Annotated in this window: 20 protein-coding genes and 3 riboswitches; of the genes, 13 read left to right on the top strand and 7 right to left on the bottom strand. The window is 61.9% G+C overall.

The annotated features are described in order from the left end of the window. The first annotated feature begins 13 nt into the window (after positions 1–13). Positions 14–210: riboswitch (cobalamin riboswitch) on the top strand. Between the two features lie 107 nt (positions 211–317). The 8 genes from ACH79_RS24580 to ACH79_RS24545 all read left to right on the top strand — a co-directional run bounded on the left by ACH79_RS24580 (position 318) and on the right by ACH79_RS24545 (position 9,490). After that, on the top strand, positions 318–2,591 hold the full coding sequence (locus tag ACH79_RS24580) for a TonB-dependent siderophore receptor (RefSeq protein ID WP_161853319.1): 2,274 nt from the start codon (positions 318–320) through the stop codon (positions 2,589–2,591). A gap of 2 nt (positions 2,592–2,593) precedes the next feature. Then, the gene (locus ACH79_RS24575) at positions 2,594–4,039 is read left to right on the top strand and encodes a PepSY domain-containing protein (RefSeq protein ID WP_161853318.1); all 1,446 of its coding nucleotides are present in this window, start codon (positions 2,594–2,596) and stop codon (positions 4,037–4,039) included. Positions 4,040–4,078: 39 nt separating this feature from the next. Then, positions 4,079–4,354 carry a hypothetical protein gene (locus ACH79_RS24570; protein ID WP_161853317.1) on the top strand — a complete coding sequence of 92 codons (276 nt, stop codon included), beginning with the start codon at positions 4,079–4,081 and terminating at the stop codon, positions 4,352–4,354. Positions 4,355–4,410: 56 nt separating this feature from the next. Continuing rightward, on the top strand, positions 4,411–4,596 hold the full coding sequence (locus ACH79_RS24565) for a CbtB-domain containing protein (RefSeq protein ID WP_161853316.1): 186 nt from the start codon (positions 4,411–4,413) through the stop codon (positions 4,594–4,596). A 6-nt stretch (positions 4,597–4,602) separates the two neighbouring features. Further along, entirely contained in the window at positions 4,603–5,340 is a 738-nt protein-coding gene (locus ACH79_RS24560; RefSeq protein WP_161853315.1) for a CbtA family protein, read from the top strand. Positions 5,341–5,381: 41 nt separating this feature from the next. Continuing rightward, positions 5,382–5,583: riboswitch (cobalamin riboswitch) on the top strand. A gap of 30 nt (positions 5,584–5,613) precedes the next feature. Then, positions 5,614–7,692, top strand: coding sequence for a TonB-dependent siderophore receptor (locus ACH79_RS24555; protein WP_161853314.1), 2,079 nt, complete (start codon positions 5,614–5,616; stop codon positions 7,690–7,692). Beyond that, positions 7,686–8,708, top strand: coding sequence for an iron ABC transporter permease (locus ACH79_RS24550; protein ID WP_161853313.1), 1,023 nt, complete (start codon positions 7,686–7,688; stop codon positions 8,706–8,708). The genes ACH79_RS24555 and ACH79_RS24550 overlap by 7 nt, the downstream gene beginning before the upstream one ends. After that, a complete protein-coding gene (locus ACH79_RS24545; protein WP_161853312.1) occupies positions 8,705–9,490 on the top strand; it encodes an ABC transporter ATP-binding protein in 786 nt (261 codons plus the stop codon). Before ACH79_RS24550 ends, ACH79_RS24545 begins: the two co-directional genes overlap by 4 nt. Positions 9,491–9,495: 5 nt before the next feature. Here the strand turns inward: ACH79_RS24545 and cobD are convergent, their stop codons facing one another. Next, complete coding sequence (gene cobD, locus ACH79_RS24540) at positions 9,496–10,494, bottom strand: threonine-phosphate decarboxylase CobD (RefSeq protein ID WP_371419268.1); 999 nt, start codon at positions 10,492–10,494, stop codon at positions 9,496–9,498. Between cobD and ACH79_RS24535 the strand changes: the two genes are divergently transcribed. Both ACH79_RS24535 and cbiB read left to right on the top strand, forming a co-directional pair. Then, entirely contained in the window at positions 10,447–11,364 is a 918-nt protein-coding gene (locus ACH79_RS24535) for an ABC transporter substrate-binding protein (RefSeq protein ID WP_371419267.1), read from the top strand. The genes cobD and ACH79_RS24535 overlap by 48 nt on opposite strands. Beyond that, positions 11,364–12,335, top strand: a complete 972-nt coding sequence (gene cbiB, locus ACH79_RS24530; protein ID WP_161853311.1) for an adenosylcobinamide-phosphate synthase CbiB — start codon at positions 11,364–11,366, stop codon at positions 12,333–12,335. Before ACH79_RS24535 ends, cbiB begins: the two co-directional genes overlap by 1 nt. On the opposite strand, the gene ACH79_RS24525 is transcribed toward cbiB, so the two are convergent. From ACH79_RS24525 to ACH79_RS24500, 6 genes are read right to left on the bottom strand one after another with little or no spacing between them, the layout of a single operon-like run. Then, positions 12,308–13,795 carry a cobyric acid synthase gene (locus tag ACH79_RS24525; RefSeq protein WP_161853310.1) on the bottom strand — a complete coding sequence of 496 codons (1,488 nt, stop codon included), beginning with the start codon at positions 13,793–13,795 and terminating at the stop codon, positions 12,308–12,310. The genes cbiB and ACH79_RS24525 overlap by 28 nt on opposite strands. Next, entirely contained in the window at positions 13,795–14,433 is a 639-nt protein-coding gene (gene cobO / locus ACH79_RS24520) for a cob(I)yrinic acid a,c-diamide adenosyltransferase (RefSeq protein WP_161853309.1), read from the bottom strand. Before cobO ends, ACH79_RS24525 begins: the two co-directional genes overlap by 1 nt. Then, positions 14,430–18,140 (bottom strand): cobaltochelatase subunit CobN, encoded by a 3,711-nt coding sequence (cobN, locus tag ACH79_RS24515; RefSeq protein ID WP_161853308.1) that lies wholly within the window; start codon positions 18,138–18,140, stop codon positions 14,430–14,432. The genes cobO and cobN overlap by 4 nt, the downstream gene beginning before the upstream one ends. A 14-nt stretch (positions 18,141–18,154) precedes the next feature. Next, the gene (cobW, locus tag ACH79_RS24510) at positions 18,155–19,168 is read right to left on the bottom strand and encodes a cobalamin biosynthesis protein CobW (protein ID WP_161853307.1); all 1,014 of its coding nucleotides are present in this window, start codon (positions 19,166–19,168) and stop codon (positions 18,155–18,157) included. A 20-nt stretch (positions 19,169–19,188) separates the two neighbouring features. After that, on the bottom strand, positions 19,189–19,707 hold the full coding sequence (cobU, locus tag ACH79_RS24505; protein ID WP_161853306.1) for a bifunctional adenosylcobinamide kinase/adenosylcobinamide-phosphate guanylyltransferase: 519 nt from the start codon (positions 19,705–19,707) through the stop codon (positions 19,189–19,191). Beyond that, the gene (locus ACH79_RS24500) at positions 19,704–20,153 is read right to left on the bottom strand and encodes a DUF1636 domain-containing protein (protein ID WP_161853305.1); all 450 of its coding nucleotides are present in this window, start codon (positions 20,151–20,153) and stop codon (positions 19,704–19,706) included. Before ACH79_RS24500 ends, cobU begins: the two co-directional genes overlap by 4 nt. A gap of 109 nt (positions 20,154–20,262) precedes the next feature. After that, positions 20,263–20,453: riboswitch (cobalamin riboswitch) on the bottom strand. 317 nt (positions 20,454–20,770) lie between these two features. On the opposite strand from ACH79_RS24500, the gene ACH79_RS24495 reads away from it, so the two are divergent. From ACH79_RS24495 to ACH79_RS44115, 3 genes are all read left to right on the top strand, one after another. After that, positions 20,771–22,099 (top strand): cobyrinate a,c-diamide synthase, encoded by a 1,329-nt coding sequence (locus tag ACH79_RS24495; protein WP_161853304.1) that lies wholly within the window; start codon positions 20,771–20,773, stop codon positions 22,097–22,099. Next, positions 22,099–22,803: a 5,6-dimethylbenzimidazole synthase gene (gene bluB / locus ACH79_RS24490; RefSeq protein ID WP_161853303.1), complete on the top strand. Its 705-nt coding sequence runs from the start codon at positions 22,099–22,101 to the stop codon at positions 22,801–22,803. The genes ACH79_RS24495 and bluB overlap by 1 nt, the downstream gene beginning before the upstream one ends. Positions 22,804–22,934: 131 nt before the next feature. Then, positions 22,935–23,879, top strand: a complete 945-nt coding sequence (locus ACH79_RS44115) for a hypothetical protein (RefSeq protein ID WP_246738092.1) — start codon at positions 22,935–22,937, stop codon at positions 23,877–23,879. The last annotated feature ends 40 nt before the right edge of the window (positions 23,880–23,919 follow it).

Here is a 23,919-nt window from a genome sequence, read left to right as displayed (position 1 = left end):
TCTTTCAAATTAAAATTATGGTGAACATGACGGTTCTCCTTCGGGAGATCAAAAGGGAATACGGTGCGGGGATCTCCCCAACGCCGTGGCTGCCCCCGCAACTGTAAGCGGTGAGCCTTCGCCAAATGCCACTGGGCCTGCGGGCCTGGGAAGGCGGCGATAGGCAACGACCCGCAAGCCAGGAGACCTGCCGTCAGTCGTGGTCACACGCGAGCACATTGGGCGGGGTGTCCTGGTGGGTGTTGAGCCGTTCTCTTCTCGAGGCAGCGGCCAAACTGCGTTCGCGGTGACGTGCCACGTTATCGCGAGCCATATTGATGAATTCCCATACGATCTTGGCGCCGCGGCACCGCCGGGCGTTTCTCAGTTCGATTGCATTCTCCTGCCTGCTTCTTCCCGCTGATGGCTGGGCACAATCCGGAAGGCCGAACCAGACGCTCGACCCCGTGGTGGTGCATCCGTCGGCAACGCCGCCGAATGCCCGCAGCGTCCGACGCGGCGCTGCTAGCCGCGCCGCGCGTCTCCGCCAGCAACGCAACGTGGCAGTCCACGGCGCTACGCCGGTCGCCACGCCGACAGGTCCGGCCTTCGCCGCACCGACGCTCAACCTCACCGGCACCAGCACGGCTGGCAGCCGGCTCGGCCTGACGCGGCTGCAGACCCCCGCCAGCGTGGAGGTGATCTCGGCTGAAACCATCGCCGAGCGCGGCCAGCAGAATATCCTCGACGCGGTGACGCAAAACGCCACCGGCTTCACGGCGAGCCCGGCACCCGGCAATGGCGGCGTCTCGTTCAATACCCGCGGCTTCACCGGCCTCGGGTCCGTGATGACGTTGTATGACGGCACCCAGCTTTATATCGGTGCCGGCACGGCGACGTTTCCGTTCGACACCTGGTCGACCGAGCGCATCGAGGTGCTGCGCGGCCCTGCGTCGGTGATGTATGGCGCGGGCGCGGTCGGCGGCGCCATCAACGTGGTTTCGAAACTGCCGTTGTGGGTCCCTCGCAACCAGGCCGAGGTCTCGCTGGACAGCAACATGACGCGGCGAATTGCCGTGGATAGCGGCGGGCCGGTCAGCAAGGACGTCGCGTATCGGATCACCGCCGCCGGCAATCTGTCGGACGGCTGGGTCGATCGGGACAACACCTCGAATGTCGCCCTTCATGCCGTGGCCCAGATCAGGCAGAACGAAGACGTCACCTGGACGCTGTCCACGGACTACGGCGACCGCAATCCATCGCGGTACTTCGGCACGCCGTTGATCAACGGCAAGCTCGATGAACAGCTACGATTCAAGAACTACAACGTCAGCGACAGCCACATCCGCTACCAGGATAGCTGGAACCAGGTGAAGACCGAATGGCAGGTCGCTGATGGAATCTCGATTCAGAACACGCTCTATTATTTGAGCTCCAAGCGACACTGGAAGGACGTCGAAAGCTACGCCTATAATCCCGCCACCGGCCTGATCAATCGAAGCAGTTACATCGAGATTTTTCACGATCAGCAGCAGTTCGGCAATCGCATGGATGCGAAATTCCGCGGACATGTGCTTGGCATGGTCAATGAGTTCGTCGCAGGCTACGACGTCAACAGCATCAATTTTACTCATACCAACAATTCGCCCTATGGCGGCTTGTCATCCGTCAACCCATTCAACTTCGTTCCAGGCGTATTCAACAGCCCGAACGCCACGGTTCCCGGCTTTGGCAGCGTGACCAACCAAAACGCGCTGTTTGCCGAGAACAGACTGTCGGTGACCGAGCAGCTATCCTTGATTGCCGGCATCCGTCAGGATGAGCCGACAATCACACGCACCGACTATGTCTCGCCCGCCAACAGCTTCGAAAAGTCGTTCTCCTCGACGACCTGGCGCGCGGGTGCGGTCTATACGCCCGTCAAGGATCTCGCTTTCTATGGCCAGTACTCCACCGCGGTCGATCCGGTCGGCGGGCTCATCTCGCTGTCCGCCGCAAACAAGAATTTCGACCTGGCAACCGGCAAGCAGATCGAGGTCGGCGTCAAGCAATCTTTCCGGGGCGGCCGCGGCGAATGGACTCTGGCCGGCTATGAGATCGTGAAGAACAGCCTGCTCGCACGCGATCCCAACATTCCGTCGCTGACCGTTCAGGTCGGCCAGCAATCATCGCGTGGCGTCGAAGCATCGGTCGGCCTCTTGCTCGACTATGGCTGGCGAATCGATGCCAACACAGCCTTCCTGCGCGCGAAGTATGACGACTTCGTGCAGGCGGTCGGCGGCGGAAGCGTGAACTATGCCGGCAACGTGCCTGTCAATGTGCCGCAGAACGTCTCCAATATCTGGGCGACATGGGCCTTTGCACCGAACTGGTCGGCCAATGCGGGCGTGCAGATCGTCGGCAAGACCTTTGCGGACAATGCCAACACGCTCACACGTCCGGCCTACAACATCGTCAATGCCGGTGTGCAGTGGAAGCCCGATCTCAATACCACCGTGTCGTTTCGCGTCTACAATCTCTTCGATGAGATTTACACGACGTCGGGCGGCACCACTCAATGGCTGCTCGGAATGCCTCGCACGGCCCAGCTCGCCGTCAACGTGAAGTTCTGAGCGTGTCACGCGCCCTGAAACGCACGCTCCGGCGGTGGCTGTATATCGGCCACCGCTGGATCGGCATCATCACCTGCCTGTTCTTCGCCATGTGGTTCATTTCCGGCGTGGTGATGATGTATGTCGCGTTTCCCGGCCTTTCCGACAAGGAAAGGCTGGCAGCGCTTCCTGATATCCGATGGGAGAAGGTGGCGTTGTCACCGGACGACGCAATGAAGCAGGCTGGCGCCACCCGCTATCCGCGCGATCTCCGGCTTTCGATGCTGGCCGACGAGCCCGTATATCGCATGACTGCCTGGGACGGCACGCGGCAGGTGATCTCTGCCGCCAATGGCCGCGCCATCACCAACCTCTCCGAAGGACAGGCGTTGGCGATCGCGCAATACCACCCCGCGAGCAAAACACCGCAGCTCGAAGAGATCGTTGATCGCGACCAATGGAGCGTGACTGCCCGTTACGATCCGCTGCGACCGCTTTATCTGATTGCGCTCGGCGACGATGCCAGTACCAAGCTCTATGTCTCCTCGCGCTCCGGCCAGATCGCGCTCGACACCAGCCGCACCGAGCGCGTCTGGAACTGGCTCGGCTCGATCCCGCACTGGATCTATCCGACCGTGCTGCGCAAGGACGGCCCGCTGTGGCGGCTGGTGGTGCTGTGGATCTCTGGCATCTGCATGATCGTCGGCGTAACCGGCATCTTGATCGGCATCCTGCGCGTGCGGCTGAGGCAGCGCTATGCCAGCGACAGGATCACACCGTATCGCGGCTGGATGGCATGGCACCACATCACCGGCCTGATTGCCGGCATCTTCGTGCTGACCTGGATGTTCTCCGGCTGGCTTTCGCTCAATCCCGGCGAGTATTTTTCCGGGCGCAACACAACGCGCGAAGTTCTGCAACGCTATGCCGGCCATGACATACCGACCATTGCGGCGAAGCTGCCAACGCTGCAATTCGGCGCGACTGAAGCGCGTTTCGTCTGGCTCGATGGCAGCCCGATGATCATCGTTGCATCACGTGATGGCACGCAGACGCCACTGGATGTGACATCGGGCGAATTTGCAAAGCTTTCGCAGGATCGCCTCTGGACTGCCGCAGCAAAACTGCCGCCGCACGCTCACATCACGGAGCGATTGACCCTCAAGGAATACGACACTTACTGGTATGCACATCATCATGACCGCGAACTGCCGGTGTTGCGTGCGGTGTTTGATGATGACGCAAAGACGTGGTTTCACATCAGCCCGGTCACCGGCGATATCATCGGCCGCGTGGACAGCAGCCGACGCACATATCGCTGGTTGTTCAACGCGCTGCACAGTTTCGACTTTCAACTGTTCCTGATGTACCGCCCGGCTTGGGACATTGTGGTGTGGCTGCTGTCGATTCTGGGCGCTATCGTCTCGGTGAGCGGCGTCGTTATCGGCTGGCGCTACCTGCGCGGCTAAAGCGAATCCGCTCCGCTGGGCTGAACTCCGGAGTTACCGTTGCATCAAAGCGACAATCCAGTTTGCTGGCGGGATGATATCGACGCTTTGGCGTTCGAGCCGGACAACCATCGCGGCTTCTGCATGGTGCATCGGCTTGCCTTTCGAACGCTACTGCAGTTTTTTCCGGAGCCTGATGATTGCCTGGCCTTTTTTCGCAACCAGGAGCGCGCCTTCCGTGCCGCGGCGGCGGCCAAAATTGCTCGAAGAGAAATTGCGCGCGGGGTCAATTTTCACCTCACCAGCCGGGACGTAATCGAACAAATGGGCAATTAGGGGTCGCGAAAGACATTCGTTTCCGCTAGAAATGCCTGCTTCCTTGGAGAACCGTCATGCAACAGACTCGTACCGCTGCCAGTTTGCCGATCGCCAGTCATGACCTGAGCGTGGTCTACCAGGCAGCTCTCGCCATGGCTCTCGGTCTCTTCATCGTGGGGTTCGTCGGTTTCTCCCATATCGATGCCGTCCACAACGCCGCGCACGACGTCCGTCATTCGAATGCGTTTCCCTGCCACTGATTTGCGATGTCGATTTTTCGTTCGATTGTCTTTTCCGCGGTCTTGAGCGGACTGATCGGCGGTGCCGCGGTCACTGTCCTGCAATACTTCAGCACCGTCCCGCTGATCCTCAAAGCCGAAACCTACGAACACCAGGCGCCGGAAGCCGGTGTCAAGCCGACGGGCGAATCCACCAAGGGGCATGCGCCCCATAATCACGCCTCTCACGAACATGAGGCCACCGCTTGGAAACCAGCCGAAGGATTGCAGCGCAACGGCCTGACGGCTGCCGCCAATATTCTCACGGCAATTGGATTTTCGCTCTTGCTGGCCGGCTTCTATGCCATGCGCGGCGGCGTAGACCGGCACGAAGCACTGTTGTGGGGCCTAAGCGGCTTTGTGGTCTTCACCGCCGCGCCGGGGCTTGGATTGCCGCCCGAGCTCCCGGGCGCACCGGTCGCCGCCCTGGGGGCACGTCAGCTTTGGTGGACCATGACCGCACTGGCAACTGCCCTCGGCATGGGTCTCATTTTTCTGCATCGCGCCGTCTGGGCCACCGTGCTGGGATTTTGCCTGGTCGTCTCTCCACACCTGGTTGGCGCGCCACAGCATGCCGGCGCGCATAGCGACGTTCCCGATGCGCTCTCGCATCAGTTCGTGGTCTCCGTGACCATTACGAGCCTGCTGTTCTGGGCGTTGCTTGGTTGCCTCACCGGTGTTTTTTTTCATAGGTTCTCCGCACGATCGTCCGGAGCCTCGTCGTAAGCGGGTCGACGCCAATGGTTGCGTCGGATGTCGCTCTGTGCTTCGTTCCATCCGTCATCGGTGCCTTCGTAGAAGGTGAAACGGGAATGCGGTGCGGGGAAACACCCCCAATGCCGCAGCTGCCCCCGCAACTGTAAGCGGCCATTCTCAGTCCAACATAGCCACTGAACCTGCATTGGTTTGGGAAGGCGGACCGGGAGACGACCGCGAGCCAGGAGACCGGCCGATGACCAAGCTCAACTCGTTCGACGGTGGGTCGAAGGAAAGGTGGTCATGGGATTCTGTAGGTTTGCCGCGGGCTTCGCCGCGTTATTTGGCCTGTTTGGCCTTCCTGAAGAGGCGATCGCCCAGTCGGGTCCGCAGAAACTTCCAGAGGTCGTGGTCGAACCCAAGCCGTCGGCCAAGCCCGCCAAGCCCGTTCGCCGAACGGACAACGCAGCGCGCACGAGGCAGGCTGTGCCGGCAAGGCCCGATTCCTCGCCACCGCAACCGTCCGAATTGGTGATCACACCGGACCGAACGCCGGAGCCGCTCAGCCGTACAGGAAGCGCCGTTAGCGTCGTCAACAAGGAGACGATTGCAACTACCAATCCGGGGTCCCTGGTCGATGCTTTGCGAACCGTTCCGGGCCTCGACATCACCGAAAGCGGCGGCCCCGGCGCGACGACGAGCATCCGGTTGCGCGGCGCCAACACCGGTCAGACCCTGGTGATGATCGATGGCATTCGTGTCAACGATCCAACCGCCGCCAGCGGCGACTTCGATTTCGCGATGCTCATGCCGAGCTCGATCGAGCGAATCGAGGTGTTGAAGGGGCCGCAAAGTGCGCTCTACGGCTCGGACGCGATCGGCGGTGTCGTCAACATCATCACCAGGAAGGGCGGCGGCCCCGCCCAATTCAACGTCCGCGCCGAGGGCGGAAGCTATGGCACTGCCGCCACCAGCGGATCGGTGACAGGCTCCGCTGGTCCGTGGTCATACGCTGTTGCCGCAGGCGGACAACACAGCAACGGCTTCTCGCGTTTTGGTTATCGCATTCCGGCACTTGAGGCCAAGTATGGCCCGCTCGAGCGCGACGGATTTGATCGCGTCGGCGGCTCGGCGCGCATCGGCTACGACGCCGGAGAAGGTGTGCGGCTGGAATCCGGAGTTCTCTCCTCGTTCACGCGATCGGCATATGATGCGGCGACCGGCGCATTTCCCGACACGCCTTCAAGCGCCACGCGTCTGCTCCAGCAGGTTTGGGGACGCGCCTCTTTCGATACGCTCGACGGAGTCCTGAACCATAGCTTCAACGTGTTCGAGACCCACATCGACCGCTCCTTCAACGAGGTAAGCTACAAGATCAACAAACTGCCGCAGAACACGACATCGACCATTTCCGATTACGTCGGCAACAGTGTCGGCGCCGAATACCAGGGCAACCTGAAAATGGGGCCGCTAGGATCGCTTATTTTTGGCTCCAGAACACAACACGAAACCGCAAACACCTATGCTACCAAGCTGCTCCCGATTCCGGGGCCGCAGACGCCCCAGCTCAAGGGAACGCAAGATATCAATTCGGTGTTTGCGCTGTGGCAATTGCCGATCGGCGAGCGGCTGAACATCAGCCTTGGTGGACGGATCGACGATGTCGTCGACGTTGCCCGGTTCGAGACCTGGCGCGCGACCGCGGCCTACACGATTGTCGAAACCGGCACCAAGCTGCGTACCAGCGCCGGCACCGGCGCCAAGGCCCCCACCCTCTATCAGCTCTACGCGCCAACTTACGGCAATAGTTCGCTCAGTCCCGAGCAGAGCTTCGGATATGACGCCGGAATAGACCAAACCCTTTTCAACGGGAGACTGACACTGTCGGTCACGGCGTTCGCCAACAAATTTTCCAATCTGATCGAATTTTCGATCGATGCCGCCAATCCCCTCGGGCACTATGTCAACGTCACCCGCGCGGAGACCTCCGGCATCGAATTCGGGTCGGATCTAGTTCTCCTGCCAGGGTATCTGAAGCTGAAGGCCGCCTACACCCATTTGCATGCTGTCGATCTCAGGACCAATCTTACCTTGCAACGCCGTCCTTCCGATGTGGCCCGGCTCGCACTGGCCATTACGCCCACTGACAAATGGCTCATTGAGCCGCGCGTGCTCACTGTCTCCAAACGCTACAGCGGCGCCAACGAAACCAATCTGCTCGATCCCTATACCCGGGTCGATCTCTATACCGAATACAAGATCGATTCCGTCTGGAAGGTTTTCGCGCGGGGCGAAAATATCCTGAACGAGCATTATCAGGAGGTGTTCAACTTCGGCACCACGGGTCCTGCAGTCTATGCCGGGGTTAACGCGACATGGTGAGTCAATCTGCAACGAAGCCGGCATACGCCACCACGGTCGGTCTTGTCGTACTGGTCGTGCTGCTGGCGCTGGTTTCGCTTGGAACGGGACCTGTCAGGCTTTCGCCGGCCACGGTCGTCAATGCCTTGTTCGGCGGAGGCAGCGACGCGCACCAGACGATCATTCGGGAAATTCGCCTGCCACGTGCCATCCTCGCATCGGCGATCGGCGCTGTGCTTGGATTGTCCGGCACAGCCCTGCAAGGCCTGTTGCGCAATCCATTGGCTTCGCCATCGCTATTCGGCGCACCACAATCGGCAGCTTTCGGTGCGGTTCTGATGATCGCGCTGGGATGGGCGGACGTCCGTTCCTATGCGCTGCCGGTGGCCGGCATTGCCATGGCGTTTGTGTCGGTGTTCGTCCTGCTCAGCATCGCCGGCCGTAACGCCGGATTGCTGCTGCTGATTTTGGCGGGGCTAGCGATCTCCAGCCTCGCGGGAGCGGCAACCGCTTTGACAATGAACCTGTCACCTAACCCGTTCGCCAGCCTGGAAATTGCGTTCTGGCTGCTTGGCTCCCTGGAGGATCGCAGTTTTCGCCACGTTATGCTGGCCATGCCGTTTATTGTGGCTGGCGCCATCTTGCTGTGGAGTCAACGCAGCGCCTTTCGCGCACTCAGCCTTGGAGAGGAGACCGCGCAGAGCCTTGGCATCGATGTGACACGGGTGCGGCTCCTGGTCATCACCGGCGTCGCGCTGGGAATCGGCGGAGCGGTCGCCGTTTCCGGTACTATCGGCTTCATCGGCCTTGTCGCGCCGCACTTGATGCGGCCGGTGGTCGGCTACGACCCGGCGCGATTGCTGCTGCCGAGCGCACTGACCGGCGCGGCGCTCCTGACCGCGGCCGACATTGCCGTGCGGATCATTCCCTCGAACACCGATATCAAGGTCGGCGTCCTCACCTCTGTCATCGGCGTACCATTCTTTCTCTATCTGATCGTGCGTGAGCGCCGGGCATTAGCTGGAGGGGTTGCATGAACGGCGCACTTCTCAGGGTTGACAACCTTGGCGTGACCCTGTCCGGCCGTGCCGTGCTGGAGGACGTCTCGCTGTCATTTTCAAGCCGGCACCTCGTGGCACTGGTTGGTCCGAACGGCGCCGGCAAGACCACGCTGCTGCGGGCGCTCGCTGGATTGGTGCGGTCGACGGGTACCGTCGAGGTCGGCGGCGACCTGTTGTCGTCGCTGCCGTTGCGCGAACGCGCCAAGCGTTTTGGTTATCTTCCGCAGGGACATGTAGTGCATTGGCCGCTGCAGGTAAGAGACATCGTCGCGCTCGGACGTTACCCACGTGGTGCGACCGATCCGGCACGCCTTTCATCGGATGACGAAATTGCCATAACTCGCGCGATGCAGGCGACCGAAATCATGGCGCTCGCAGCGCGTCGCGTTACCGAGCTCTCGGGAGGCGAACGTAGCCGTGTCGCGCTCGCCAGGGTGCTGGCGGGCGAGGCGCCGGTCCTGCTGGCGGATGAGCCAACGGCTTCCCTCGATCCTCGTTATCAGATCGACGCGATGAAGAATCTTCGTAGCACGGCCGACCGCGGCGTTCTGGTGATCGTGGTCACCCACGATCTCGCGCTTGCCGCCCGGTTCGCCGACACCATTCTTGTACTGTCGAACGGCCGCCTCGTCGCGCAGGGCACACCGCAGCAGGCGTTATCCGAAGCCGTCATGGCCGATGTGTTCAAGGTGACGGCATATCGTGCCGGCTATCGGCGCGAACACGTGATCGTGCCATGGACCGGTGTTGAGCGATGAATTGGCTACTCGCCCCTGGCGAAGGCAGCGGACAGGCGATGGAGACCAGCTTCATCGGGCGGCAGGCCAAATCGAAGCAGATCCTCATGCCGCTCAAAGCAGCGGCACCAGATATGTTGCCGAGCCAACGTAGCATGCCATTTCAGAGCATCCCGATGACGCGCCAGACGGAACAGCGACGTACCGCCCACGACTTCGAAACCGGCCCTCGCCAGGACATCATCGAGCTTGTTCGCCTGGCGCTTCAACCTGTCGCGCGCGCCGTCGGCCCATTGTCGATCCGCCAGCACAAGGGCCCCGATATGCAAGGCCGGACCGGAGCAACACCACGGCCCCAGTGCGGCGACGATGCGCTGCACGATGTTGGGCGAGCCAACGGCGAAGCCGAGCCGCAATCCGGCAAGCCCGTAGAACTTGCCGAACGAGCGCAGGATCACAATCGGCAGTCCTTCGCACATTGCGACGGCACTGACGGTGGGTTCGACGTCGGCAAACGCCTCGTCCAGAACGAGCCAGCCTCCACGATCGCCCAATTGGGCAGCGAGCCGGACAATCGCGTCGGGGCTGACGACACGTCCATCGGGATTGTTCGGATTCACGATGACGGCGTGGCGCACGCCTTCAGGCAGCTTGCCGGGATCATGCCATGCGACGACCTCGTGTCCTGCCAGCTGCCACGTCAACGCATGCTCGCCATAGGTCGGTCCCATGATCGCGACCGGTCCAGGGGCAGCCAGCCTTGGCATCCATTGGATCAGCGCCTGCGTTCCCGGGGCGCTTGTGATCTCGACCCCGCCGGGCACCCGATAGGCTGTGCGGGCGACCGCGATGAGTTGGTCCTGGTCGACCCGCGAGGGCAAGCGTTGCCAAACAGCGGGGGGCAGGTCAGATGGTATCGGCCATGGCCACGGGTTGATCCCCGTCGACAGATCGAGCCATTGCTGCGGCGTGCCGCCATGGCGCGCTATCGCCTCCGTGAGATCGCCTCCATGTACTATCGACAACAAATGCCAATGCCTCAATCGACGCGCGCAACGATTTGCAACGTGCTCCTCGCGGTGACGATGTTTATGGCAATCGGCTCGCAAAATAAAGCTGCTGCCGCCGAACTTCCGCGCATCGCGTCGATTAACCTCTGTACCGATCAATTGCTGGTGGCGCTTGCCGATCCTGCGCAAATTCTCGGTCTCAGCCCCTATGCGCGCGATCCCGTTCGCTCCTGGGATGCCGCCAAGGCCGCGCAATTTACTCCATTGTCGGGCGGAGCCGAGGATGTGCTGGTTTTAGATCCAGATGTCGTGGTGTCCGGCCGCTTCACCAAGCGCGCCACACGCGAACTGCTGAAGGAGAAGGGCTTTCGCGTCGTCGAATTCGACGTTGCCCGCTCCCTTGACGATGTGAAGAAGCATATCCGCCAAATGGGAGAGCTGGTGCAACATCCGGATCGGGCGGCGCGCGAGATCAGCAAGCTCGATGCGGCGGTCGCTCATGTCCGGGAGGTCGCATCGCGCAAATCCTACCGGGTGCTGGCGGTGTCGAGACGCGGCTGGGTCGCCGGCAGCGATAGCTTGACAAGCTCACTGCTCAGGACCGTCGGCTTGAATAACGCCGCGGGCGAGCTGGGCAACAGAACGGGAGGCCTCGCCTCGCTGGAGGCCATCGTCAGCTTGAAGCCGGACTTTCTCCTGGTTTCCAGCAACAGCGATTTTGTCCAGGACGAAGGTGGGGCGTTTCTGCTCCATCCCGCGCTCGATCGGTTCTATCCCGCGACGAAACGGATCGTGATCCCGGAAAAGCTGACCGTTTGCGGCGGGCTTACATTGATTGATGCGCTGGAACGCCTCGCCTCCGAGCTTGAGCGCGTGACCCGCTGATGCTGATCTGGGGTGACACGCTCTTCGTGGTCATCGCAGCCCTGGCGTTCGATGCCTTGATCGGCGATCCCGATTGGCTTTGGCGGCGGTTGCCGCATCCGGTAACGTGGTTCGGGGCCCTGATCGCCATGCTGGACCGTCTGTTCAATCGCGACGCCTGGCCGCCGTCGCTGCGCAAGATTTCCGGCATTGCCACCATCGCAGTGCTGGTCGCGATTGCCGGGATTGCCGGCTTTTTTCTCACCGAGATGACGCGTTACGTCACGGGCGGAAACGTGATACTTGCGCTCGTCGCATCGATCTTCATCGCGCAGCGCAGCCTCTACCAACACGTCAGCCGGGTACGCTTGGCTTTCACATCCGACGGGCTCGCCGGCGCCCGCATCGCGGTTTCGATGATCGTGGGACGAGATCCCAATCAACTCGATGAAGCCGCAGTAAGCCGCGCGGCGATTGAATCGGCCGCGGAGAATTTTTCGGACGGCATCGTCGCACCGGTATTCTGGCTGGCGCTGTTGGGGCTGCCCGGGCTCCTCGCCTACAAGGCCATCAACACTGCGGATTCGATGATCGGTCACCGCTCGGAGCGCTATCGGTGGTTCGGCTGGGCCGCGGCGCGGCTCGACGATCTCGTCAATCTCGTTCCGGCCAGGTTGTCCGGACCGTTGATCGCCATCGTTGCCCCGGTAGCGAACGGATCGGCCGCAACGTCATTCCAGGTGATGATCCGCGATGCGGCCTATCACCGGTCGCCGAATGCCGGGTGGCCAGAAAGCGCGATGGCTGGCGCGCTCGGGATCGCGCTCGCCGGGCCGCGCCGCTACGCCGAAGGTCTCGTCAACGACCCCTTTCTCAACGCCGGTGCGCGCGAGGCGGCCACGCCCGATGATATCAGGCGCGCGCTGGATTTGTTCGTCGCAGCCTGCCTGCTGCAGGCGGCGATCTATGCCACGCTCGCGCTGCTGCTCTGACGGCTATGGGCAATCTTCAAGATCTGATCGATGTCCAAATGCATTTCCAGATGATCGGCCAGCGCGTCAAGAGCCGCTTCGATCTGCGCCTCATAGGCGAGACTTGACGCGATCCCCAGATCAGCCAGCCACTTCTTGCGAAAAGTGTCCCCCGTGAACAGGCCGTGGACATAGGTACCCTCCACGCGCCTATCAGCGGATATCGCGCCATCCGGCCGGCCGTCGATCATGATCAGCGGCCGCTCGCAGTCACGTCCTTCGCTGCGGCCGAGATGGATTTCGTACCCCTCGACATCAGCACCTGTGGTGCAATGGGTACCCCGGACCAGCGTGGTCGATTTGTCGGCACTCATCACGGTTGCGATATCGAGCAAACCAAGGCCCTCGACAATGCCGGGCGCGCCGTCGACGCCTTGGGGGTCGGCGATGGTCTTGCCGAGCATCTGATAGCCGCCGCACAGACCAAGCACGCGAGCGCCGCGACGGACATGAGCCTTGATGTCGATGTCCCACCCCTGCGCGCGCAGAAACGCGAGGTCGCCGATCGTTGACTTGCTGCCGGGCAGGATGATCACGTCGGCATTTCCAGGAATCGCTTCGCCCGGCCGGACGAAGATCAGCTTCACGTCGGGCTCCATGCCCAGGGGATCAAGGTCGTCAAAATTCGCAATTCTGGCGAGTACCGGCACCGCGATAACGCGCGTGGACGACGATGCGTTGATACGGTCGAGGTCGACCGCGTCCTCGGCGGGCAGCCAGGCCGCCTGCGGCAACCATGGCACGACACCAAGGGACGGCCAGCCGGTCAGGCGCGTCACCGCGACGCGACCCTGATCGAACAGACTTACATCGCCGCGAAACTTGTTGATGATGAAACCGCGGACGCGCGCCCGCTCGTCAGGCTCGAGCACAAGATGCGTGCCGGCGAGGCTCGCGATCACGCCACCACGATCGATATCGCCGACGAGTGCCACCGGAACGTTGGCTGCTGACGCAAACCCCATATTGGCGATGTCGCCGGGGCGAAGGTTGATCTCCGCAGGGCTGCCGGCGCCTTCCACCAGAACAAGGTCGGCGTGATCGGCGAGCAACGAAAAGCTCTCCAGCACCGCCGGCAACAGCGCCGTCCTTTTATCGAGAAAGCTCTTCGCGCGAAGGGTACCCCAGCGTTTGCCCTGAACGATGATCTGGGCACCGGTATCGGTCTCCGGTTTCAGAAGCACAGGGTTCATATGCACGCTCGGCGGCATCCGCGCGGCGCGGGCCTGCACCGCCTGGGCCCGCCCGATCTCGCCACCATCCACCGTAACAGCGGCATTGTTTGACATGTTCTGCGGCTTGAACGGCGCCACCTTCAAGCCACGCCGTACCAGCGCCCGCGCCAGACCCGCCACGATCGTCGACTTTCCGGCATTGGAGCCGGTTGCCTGGATCATCAACGCTGGCGTACGCGTGTTCATCAGAACTCGATGCCTTTCTGGCCTTTGATCCCGGCGCGAAATGGATGCTTGACCAGCGTCATTTCGGTGACGAGGTCGGCCATCTCGATCAGCGCCGGCTTGGCGTTGCGGCCGGTGATGACGACGTGCTTGTCCGCCGGCTTCTCGTCGCGGAGGAATTTCAGGACCGATTCGAGATCGAGATAGTCATAGCGCAGCACAATGTTGAGCTCGTCCAGCAGCACCAGGCGATGGCGGTCGTCACGGATCATCTCCTTGGCACGCTCCCAGCCGGCAGTGGCGGCCGCGATGTCCCGCTCGCGATCCTGTGTGAGCCAGGTGAAGCCCTCTCCCATGATGTGGAGCGTCACCAGATCCGGGAACGTCCTCAGAAGCTGCGCTTCGCCGGTGTTCCACCCCGGCGATTTGGTGAACTGTACGATACCCACGGGAAAGCCGTAGCCGATATGGCGAAAGACCATGCCCAGCGCCGCCGAGGTTTTTCCCTTTCCTGCGCCGGTATGGACGATCAGCAAGCCCTTTTCGCCGGTTTTGGTCGCCATGATCTTGTCGCGCGCTGCCTTGTGCTTTTGCGCCTTCTCCTTGTGGCGCGCGTTTTCAGCGTCATGATCGTTCTGCACATTTAAAGGGTCGTTCATGCGATTTCCCGTTGCTGGTTCGGCAGAAGTTCGGCGATCAGATCGCCGGCGCGATTGGAACGTGGCGTCCACAACCCGCGGCGGATCGCCTCGGCAAAGCACGCGGCCGTTTCATGCAAGGCTGCGGGATTGGATACGCGCATGAATTCGCGGACGCCCTCGTCCTCGAGGTAGGCCGCGAACAATTGATCAAAATGATGATTGGCGACGGCATTGGTCGAGGCGGCGAAGCCAAACAGGTAGTCCACGGTAGCGGCGATTTCGAAAGCGCCCTTGTAGCCGTGGCGCATCACACCGCGAATCCACTTCGGGTTTGCGGCGCGGCCACGCACCACGCGGGAGATTTCATGGGACAACGGCCGCGCCAGCGGCGCCTCGGGCCGAGACGTATCGATATGGGCGATGCGCGGCGCGGTGCCGCGCAGGGTCTGCACGGTGGCCGCGAGGCCTCCCATGAACTGGTAATAGTCGTCGGAGTCGAGAATATCGTGTTCGCGGTTGTCTTGCGCTTGCGCGATGAGGTCGGTGTCCTTGAGCTGGTCCGCGAAATCGTCGCGCGCAGCTTCTCCCTCGGTCCCACCGCCGTAGGCGTAGCCGCCCCAGGAGAGATAGACGTTGGCGATGTCGGATCGCGCGTCCCAACCGCCCTCGTCCATCAGCGCCTGCAATCCTGCGCCGTATGCGCCGGGCTTTGAGCCGAAGACGCGGTAGCTCGCTTGCCGCTCAGCGGCGGCACCGTCGAGGCCGGCGGCTTCGAGCGCGAGCTTCTTTGCGCGAACATTCGCGGCAATTGGATTTGCCTCGGCCGGCTCGTCCAACCGAGAAATCGCCCGGATGGCCGACCCTATGAGGTCCATCTGCGTCGGAAACGCGTCCCGGAACAGGCCCGATACACGAAAGGTGACATCGACGCGCGGACGCTTCAGCTCGGACAGCGGCGTGATCGCAAAACCGGTCACCCGGCCGGAGATCTCCTCCCACAGCGGGCGCGCGCCAATCAGCGCCAGCGCCTGGGCGACGTCATCGCCGCCGGTGCGCATATTCGAGGTACCCCAGGCCGATAATGCGATCGAACGCGGCCACTCGCCGGCTTCCTGCCAATAGGATTCAACCAGCCGCTCGGCGGAAAGCCGGCCGATGCGCCATGCCGACGGCGTCGGCACCGCACGAACATCGACAGCAAAGAAATTTCGACCGGTCGGCAGCACATCGGGCCGCCCACGCGTCGGAGCGCCGGCAGGACCGGGGCGAATGAAACGGCCATCGAGCCCAGCAAGGAGTGCCTCCATCTCGGCATCCCCGGAGCGGTCAATGGCCGGGCGCAAGGCAATGTCGATCCAGTCCAACACCGCACGCGTAGCCGTCCATGCGGGATCGATGTCGCGCTTGCCGGCGACCAGGGCCAGCGCCAGCGCTTCGATGCGCTCCACCGTGTCGCCAACCGTGCGCCATGGACCATTCCCAAGCCCGGCGAGTTCATTCGGGCGCGCGCCGGCATATTCATCGGCCAGATTGCGTGTCAGCGGATCGAAATCGCCGAGGCCGAGATCGCTCGCCAGTGCGCGATGCAGCGAGGCATCCTGCATTTTCAGATCCGAGCGCGGCAGCCGGGCAATCGATACCAGGAGGTCGTCACGTTGCGGCCCGGAAGGCGCGCGACCGAACACATGCAGGCCGTCGCGGATCTGCATCTCCTTGAGGTCGCACAAATGCGCATCGAGCGCACGCAGCGCCTCCGCCGTCGGGGTGTCCCGGGTGACATTTACGTCGGCATCCAACCGTTGGGCCCGTGCCAGCGACAGGATGTCCTCCGCAATTGAATTGGCACGCTTGGGATCGAGATCGGCGGCAAGCGCGAATTCATCGACCAGCGTCTCCAGCCGCGCCAGATCATCGTGCAACTCGGCACGCGTCATGGGCGGCGTCAGGTGATCGACGATCACGGCGCCGGCACGGCGCTTGGCCTGGATACCTTCTCCGGGGTCGTTGACGATGAACGGATAGAGATGCGGCAACCGACCCAGCACGGCTTCCGGCAGGCAATCCTGCGACAGACCAGTGCTCTTGCCCGGAAGCCATTCGAGATTGCCATGCTTGCCGAGATGAACGACCGCGTGCGCGTCGAATACCCGCCTGATCCACAAATAGAATACGAGATAGTGATGCGGCGGCGTCAGATCCGGATCGTGATAGCTGCTTTTCGAATCGATATTGTAACCGCGCGCCGGCTGAACGCCGACTATCACGTTGCCAAAGCGATGCAGGCCAAGGCGAAACGCACCATCGACGACATGCGGATCCTGTTCGGCGCTACCCCATCGCCCTTCAACTGCGCGCCTTACAGTGTCCGGCAACGCCGCCAAAGCCGCGTAATAGTCCGCCAGCAACCATGTCACGCCGTTTGCGCGCGTGGCGCGCTGCTCGAGCGCATTGGTAGGCCCCTGCTGCAGCAGTTGCATCATAGCATCCGCGTCGACAGGCGCTTCCGCGGTATTGTACCCTGCCCTTCCCAAGGCATCGAGAACGTCGATCAGGCTTTGCGGCGTATCCAGGCCGACGCCGTTGGCCAGCCGGCCATCGCGGTTCGGATAGTTGGCAAGGATCAGCGCTACCCGGCGTTCGGCCGGCGCTTTACGGCGCAGCCGCACCCAGGCCAGCGCCAGATCGGCCGTTGCATCGACCCGGTCCTGAAGCGGGCGAAACGCTGTTGGCGTAAACTCGCCTACGCTCTCAACGCATTCCTTGAAAGCGATGACGTTCGCGAAGATGCGGCCATCGACTTCGGGCAACACGACATTCATGGCGAGATCCCGTGGCGGCAGGCCCCGCGTCGAAGCTTCCCACCCGGCCCGGGATATACCGGCCTGCGCCACCTGCAGGATCGGGCAACCTGATGCAGCCAGCACGCCGGTATCGTCGTTCGCGGTCGCCGTCGCAAACGCCGTCGCATTGATGATGATGTCAGGCGGATAGGCGGCCAGCGCCGTCTGCAAGAACGCTCCTGACCGTCCGTCTTTCAGGCTGGTCACGAACAGGCAGACCGAATTGAGCCCGCGCGCATTGAGCGACTGGCGCAACATGTCGATGCCGGCGGTATCGCCACCCGCCACTAGCGCGCGATAGAACACGACGATTGCATTGGGGCGATCGGAACTTGGCGGTTCAAAGCACCAGAACCCCGCTGGAGGCATCGGCCGCGCCTGCGGCGGCGCTTCACCTCTGCCGATCAGGTGCGCAGCAAAGCGAAGCGCGAGTTGGGCATTTTCGACGCCGCCTTCGGTGCAATAACGCCATAGCGCGTACGTGCTATCGCGATCAAGTGTCCCGCGTGCGGCCAGCGACGCATTCCAATCCATCTCGCCGGGAATACAGGCGAACAGCGAACCTCGACGCAATGCGTCGCTCCGCACGCTTTCAACGCCGTGCGGCCAGTAGCTTTCGCCCCCCAGCATGCGCAGCACAACGATTCTTGCCTCGCTCAGCGTACGCTCGACAAAGGCATCCACCGACGCAGGATGACCCAACGCCAACAGATTGGTCAGCCGCACCGTGGGAAAGCCGTCCGGCATCCCTGCATAGGCGATGCCAAATGCGGCGAGATCGCTGTCCGCCGCAGACAGCACAACGATGTCGGCACTATCCTGTCCGAGATCGCGCGCGACATCGCCATCGTCGATGCCGCCTGAGGTGTCGAGCTTGAGGTGCATCTGACTCTCGCGGATTACTCCACCAACGCCCGCCGCACGGCGGTCCCGTCAAATCCCTTTAGCCCGATCACGACGAGACGCTCGGCCTGCTTCGCATCCGGCCGGCCGAACACCAGATCGACGCGGCTCCCGACAGCCTGCACCACCACGGGCGCGACCTTGTCCGAAACCCGCGCATGGCCCTTGACGCGCAACACACCTTCGAGACCGAGCGCGTCGCTGATCCGAGCACGCATCTCGTCGACGCTGAGGGCGATCGACGGCTTGACGACGATGCTGTCGAAATCGTCGTGATAATGTTCCTCTTCCTCGCCGTGATGGCCAGCGCGGGCAGCCACGTCTTCCTCGGCCTCGGCGTTCATTCCGATCAACACCGCGGGCGCCAATGTGCCCATCGACCGCACAACATTGACTCCTGGGCGGAGCGTAGCCTTCAACCGTGCTTCAATGTCGGTAAGCGCCATGGGCGATACCAGGTCGCTCTTCGAGAGCACGACCAGGTCGGCACAGGCCAATTGATCTTCAAACACCTCTTCGATCGGGTCGTCATGGTCGATGGATTCGTCTGCGGCACGCTGGTCTGCGACTGCGTCCTCATCGAGCGTAACCCGACCTTCCGACAGCGCAAGCGCATCGACGACTGTAACGACACCGTCAACCGTGGCGCGCGTTTTCACCGCCGGCCATGCGAATGCCTTGAGCAAGGGTTGCGGCAGCGCCAACCCTGAAGTCTCGATGACAATGGCATCGAGCGGCTTGTCGCGCCCCAACAGCAGTTCCATGGTCGGAATGAAGTCATCCGCCACAGTGCAGCAGATGCAGCCATTGGTAAGTTCGATGACGTCTCCCGGCGCGCAGGCGTTCGCTGCGCATTCTTCCACGAGGCCGCCGTCGAAGCCAGCGTCGCCGAATTCATTGACGACGACGGCGATGCGGCGTCCGTCGGCCTGGGTCAGCAGCGAGCGCAGCAAGGTGGTCTTGCCCGCGCCAAGAAACCCAGTCAGCACGGTAACCGGAACACGCGACATATTTCATTCTCCTTGAGCCACTAGCGCTTGAGCCAGAGCGGAAGTCCGGCTGCCATGAACACAACTTGCGGAACGGCGGCGGCGACTACCTGGTTCAGTCGCCCCTGCGCATCACGAAACGTCCGGCCGAGCGGCGTTTCCGGCACCAGCCCAAGGCCGACCTCGTTCGAGACAAAGACGACAGGATGCTTTGCGACACCGAGAAATCGCGTCAAACGCTGAGCTTCGACGTCTGGATTGCGTCCAGCGAACATCAGATTTGACAGCCACAAGGTGAGACAATCCACCAGCACGACGCGATTGCGGCTGGCTTCGCGCGTCAACGCGTCGACCAGCGCTAGCGGCTCTTCAATGGTGATCCAGCCCTCGCCACGGCGGGCGCGGTGCAACGCAATCCGGCTCTTCATCTCCTCGTCGCCGGCGGTAGCCGTCGCGACATAGACCTTCGCCAGCGCGCTGGCGCCTACAAGCGATTCTGCAAACGCAGATTTGCCGGAACGGGCGCCACCCAGCACCAAGGTAGTGGCCAGATCCGTCATTTCGGTGCGCGTCCGTCGTCCGGTGACCAACGGATGGGAGGTACCCGTGCCACCATGCCCTTTCGCAGCACCTCGGCACGTTCCCGCCAGGGGACCAGACCGAAATCGGATTTTTGGTAGGATTGCACGAATGATACCAGCGCCGCAGCGCCGCTTTCGGTCTGCAGATCGCCAAACATGAATGTATATCCGTCGGGACTCGTGACCGCGACCGTCGCTGGGCGCTTGCAAACGCTAAGGCATTGCACCGGGCGGACGGCAATGTTGGCGTCCTTCCCGATCGCAGCCTGCACAGCCGCGTACATCTCCGGGCCGACCACAGCAGCGCCGTCCGCCGCCTTGCAGGTGATGCAAACACTCACGACGACGGGCCTGTCAGGCAGGTTGGCCTGCGGCTGTTCGATCAAGGCTTGACGGGCGGGCTTAGTAGCGCTGTCGCGATCCATCAGTTGCTCGTATCATGGCCTTGCGGCCGCGAGCTTTGTTGGGTCGCGCTCGACGGCAAACGGCGCCATCGGGCTCGCTCCCGTCCGGTGCACCCCGCCCAGACGCCTCCAAAGCACAGTTCGTGATGGCAGGTCTCCTGGCTCGCGAGTCACTGCCCGTAGCCGCCTTCCCGGGATTTCCCAGTGGCACCGGCGCGGGCTCGTCGCTTACAGTTGCGGGGGCAGCGCCGGCGTTGACGTTTGTCGCACCGGCTTCCCTTTTCACCTTCCTAGGGAAGGACCATCGCCGATGACGCTAACCGCCGAAGATGCCCCGGTCAACGGCGGTTGACCCATCAGCGGAGTTGCGTCAGTTACCGCATGACAAGAAAGAACCTGATACCCAACGCAGCCGCCGAACCTTTCTAAAGTATAATCAAATACTTGCGGATGTGATTCACGCGCGGATCGACCGCAAGGCGAAACCGCTGCGATCGTTTGGGCCAAACCTAAGTTGATCAACAGATGGCGAGAGATCGATTCGAGGAAATTGGATCTGTGACCTTAGTGCAGGCAGATTCGTCCGTCGCAGGCAGCGTCGCGCAGGTGATTTTTGCGCTCGGTAATCGGCGCGCAGAATGATTGCTGCCCCTCCCCCGCGCGGTCTCATGATAGCTGCTCCCCGATCTGGCAGCGGCAAAACTACTTTGACGATCGGACTTCTCCGTGCTTACCGAAGAAGTGGAATTCGCGTGGCCGGCGCAAAATGTGGACCGGACTATATCGATGCGGCGTTTCATGGTGCCGCTTCCGGCCGGCCTGGCGTCAATCTCGATAGCTGGGCAATGAAACCTGGCCTGATCGCACAGCTTGCAGCCGAAGCTGCGAAGGACAGCGATCTGCTGATCTGCGAAGCGTCCATGGGTTTGTTCGACGGCGTTCCTGTTCAACCCGGTCGCAGCGGTTCATCTGCGGACGTGGCATCTGCGCTCGGCCTTCCCATTGTGCTGGTGCTCGATGTCAGCGCGCAATCGCAATCCGCGGGCGCAATCGTAAAGGGGTTTATGACCTTCGATGAACGGGTGAAAATTGCTGGCATCGTTCTGAACCGCGTCGCCAGCGAAAGGCATCTTCGCCTGGTAAGTGATGGAATTACCAAACTTGCAATCCCCATCCTGGGCAGCTTGCCAAAATCCGACGGCATCGCTCTGCCGGAGCGCCATTTGGGATTGGTACAGGCCGGTGAAACCCCGGAACTGGAAAACAAACTGGACGCAATGGCCGAGTTCGTGGCCCAACACGTGCAGATGAACGAGCTCTTCGGATGCGCGGAAGCGTTTCTTCCCTCGCAGACGGGCCCGCACGCGCCAGCACTGCAGCCACCGGGACAGCGCATCGCGATCGCTCACGACGAGGCGTTTTCATTTACATATCGCCATATCCTGGATGGCTGGCGCAACAGCGGCGCGGAAATACAAACATTCTCTCCGCTTGCTGATGAGCCTCCGCCAGCCGACTGCGATATTTGCTGGCTGCCAGGGGGATATCCGGAGCTTCATGCCGCGCAAATTGCCTCAGCGAGCAATTTTCTCGAGGGGCTGCGACATTTCGCGGCTATCAAGCCCGTTCACGGCGAATGCGGCGGCTACATGATCCTGGGTGAGACCCTGACCGACGCGGCGGGAAAGACCTATCCGATGGCTGGACTTCTCGGCGTTCAAACAAGCCTTTCCAAACCGAAAATGCGTCTCGGCTACAGGGAAGCGCGCCTTGCAGCCTCTGGGTGCCTCGGTCCCCTGGGAAAGACGCTGAAGGGACACGAATTCCATTATGCTGACGTCACTGCTCATGGCTCGGACGAGCCGTTCGCCTTTCTCACCGATGCTTACGGCAGCGAATTCGCGCCCACGGGAAGCCGCCGTGGCCGGGTGACCGGCAGCTTCTTTCACATCATCGCGGAATCCTGATGCCCGACCCTGACCAGCAAAGCACAGCAAGCCGCGAGCCATTCGCCGGTTCAAACCTTCCGACGTCGATTCCGCCGGTTTTCGATGAACTATTTCGGGCCCAATTTGCGCAGCTTGTCGCGTGGCGTCGTGACGTGAGGCGCTTCCGCGGCGACACGGTCAAGGCCGAGACGATCGATGCCTTGCTGGATCTCGCGCAACTTGCTCCTTCCGTCGGCAACAGCCAACCCTGGAGATGGGTGAACGTCGAAAGCAAAGACGCAAGAGACAGAATCCGAGAGGACTTCGCGCGTTGCAACGCGGAGGCACTTGCTTCTTATGAAGCGGACCGCGCAATCGCTTACGCACGGCTTAAACTGGAAGGGCTGCAGGTTGCGCCCGTGCAGTTTGCCGTGTTTTGCGATCAAAGCACGGATCAAGGAGCTAATCTCGGGCGCCGCACCATCCCGCTGACGCTCGAATATTCGGTCGTCGCCATGCTCGCGACGTTCTGGCTTGCGGCCCGGTCTATTGGGCTTGGAGTAGGCTGGGTTTCAATCCTTGACCCGGCGAATATTGCAAAAGTCCTGCAAGTTCCCGAAGACTGGAAACTCATCGCCTACCTGTGTGTCGGGTGGCCGCAAGAAGAACACACCGATCCAGAGCTCGTCAGGCATGGCTGGCAGAATCGCACGGCCGCGGGACGCGCTGTCATTACGCGATGAAAGGGTAGATGACGACCGTAGCGACCTTCGCAAATATTGACGTTGCGTGATACGCTCGATTCCACGGCGGCGAGATTGTTGAACGCCGCCAGAGGCCGAACTCAGCCGTTTCGCGGATGGCGAGGGCTAGCATGCACCTCAAGTTGGCTATCTTGACTGCGCTGGCCCGACGCCCAAATGGGCGTGCGACACTTGAGGAAGTCAGTCGTGAAGTTGGCATCTTTGCCGCGAACGAAGATCAGGACCAAGCGACGGAAGAGCTCCCACCACTCGGCGATATCGACATCATTCAGTCCGGTCTGGTGGTCCTCGAAAGTCGCGAACTACAGATCACTGACGCCGGCCGTTCGCTCTTGAGCACGCTCGAAGCCGGTAATGAGCCTTGCGTTCCCGATCGCGGCGCGGATTCGCCTGCTTTCCTGACGCGGAGTCTTGGCTCCGAGTTCCAACCGCCCTTGCGGGACGCTTCACGGCGACAGAAGCTTCTCAGGGCGATCGCCGCAAGGTTCGAGCGGCTGGGCGGCATCTGGCGCGGCCACCTGGTGCGGGATACACCGAATGCAACAGCCCCGCGCAGAGCCGCAGGGATTGGCGGTGGAACCTTTGCACTCCTAACCTTGCTCGTCATCATCATCTGCGCCGGCGCGGTGGTCGCACTCACTCAGATCAAATCCCTGAAAACCGAAATCGCCTCGCTCCAGCGCGAACTGCATTCCTCAAGGGAACGGTTGGCGAGATTTGATCAGGCGGAGAAGGTCAGGGAGGCGGAGATCAAGGCCGCCGCCGAAAAGAGCAAAGCCTTGGCGCAAAGCCTGCCCCAACAGCCGCCGCTCGCGTTTTCGCGCGAGGAAGTTCAGTTGATCCGTGAATACATCAAGCCGGCGCCGTTTACGGGCCCGGCGGCGCCAGCCGTTAATGTCGGCGATCCCGTCACGGGAGGGACAATCCCTCTGCCATCCTCGCTAACGGAGAAGGTGCCCAAATTGGTCGGCGCACGGTTCGCCATCCGAAACGGAGCGATCATCATCGTCAGGAGAGACAGTCAAAAGGCCGACGCGGTGTTGCCGCCGTATTAGATCGTCTGGATTTCGTTCTTACAGCCTCAAAGCCAGGTTA

It is taken from the genome of Bradyrhizobium sp. CCBAU 051011 (genome assembly GCF_009930815.1).
Taxonomy (GTDB): domain Bacteria; phylum Pseudomonadota; class Alphaproteobacteria; order Rhizobiales; family Xanthobacteraceae; genus Bradyrhizobium.
This window is presented reverse-complemented; position numbering and strand designations above follow the sequence as displayed.

Coding starts and splice junctions, on each gene's coding strand:
- ACH79_RS24550 (WP_161853313.1), top strand. CDS start 7,686: ATGGTGAGTCAATCTGCAACGAAGCCGGCATACGCCACCACGGTCGGT.
- ACH79_RS24580 (WP_161853319.1), top strand. CDS start 318: ATGAATTCCCATACGATCTTGGCGCCGCGGCACCGCCGGGCGTTTCTC.
- ACH79_RS24525 (WP_161853310.1), bottom strand. CDS start 13,795: ATGAACACGCGTACGCCAGCGTTGATGATCCAGGCAACCGGCTCCAAT.
- ACH79_RS24495 (WP_161853304.1), top strand. CDS start 20,771: ATGATTGCTGCCCCTCCCCCGCGCGGTCTCATGATAGCTGCTCCCCGA.
- ACH79_RS24560 (WP_161853315.1), top strand. CDS start 4,603: ATGTCGATTTTTCGTTCGATTGTCTTTTCCGCGGTCTTGAGCGGACTG.
- cobU (WP_161853306.1), bottom strand. CDS start 19,707: ATGACGGATCTGGCCACTACCTTGGTGCTGGGTGGCGCCCGTTCCGGC.
- ACH79_RS24500 (WP_161853305.1), bottom strand. CDS start 20,153: ATGGATCGCGACAGCGCTACTAAGCCCGCCCGTCAAGCCTTGATCGAA.
- cobW (WP_161853307.1), bottom strand. CDS start 19,168: ATGTCGCGTGTTCCGGTTACCGTGCTGACTGGGTTTCTTGGCGCGGGC.
- ACH79_RS24565 (WP_161853316.1), top strand. CDS start 4,411: ATGCAACAGACTCGTACCGCTGCCAGTTTGCCGATCGCCAGTCATGAC.
- ACH79_RS24545 (WP_161853312.1), top strand. CDS start 8,705: ATGAACGGCGCACTTCTCAGGGTTGACAACCTTGGCGTGACCCTGTCC.
- ACH79_RS44115 (WP_246738092.1), top strand. CDS start 22,935: ATGCACCTCAAGTTGGCTATCTTGACTGCGCTGGCCCGACGCCCAAAT.
- ACH79_RS24555 (WP_161853314.1), top strand. CDS start 5,614: ATGGGATTCTGTAGGTTTGCCGCGGGCTTCGCCGCGTTATTTGGCCTG.
- cbiB (WP_161853311.1), top strand. CDS start 11,364: ATGCTGATCTGGGGTGACACGCTCTTCGTGGTCATCGCAGCCCTGGCG.
- ACH79_RS24535 (WP_371419267.1), top strand. CDS start 10,447: ATGGCGCGCTATCGCCTCCGTGAGATCGCCTCCATGTACTATCGACAA.
- bluB (WP_161853303.1), top strand. CDS start 22,099: ATGCCCGACCCTGACCAGCAAAGCACAGCAAGCCGCGAGCCATTCGCC.
- cobO (WP_161853309.1), bottom strand. CDS start 14,433: ATGAACGACCCTTTAAATGTGCAGAACGATCATGACGCTGAAAACGCG.
- cobN (WP_161853308.1), bottom strand. CDS start 18,140: ATGCACCTCAAGCTCGACACCTCAGGCGGCATCGACGATGGCGATGTC.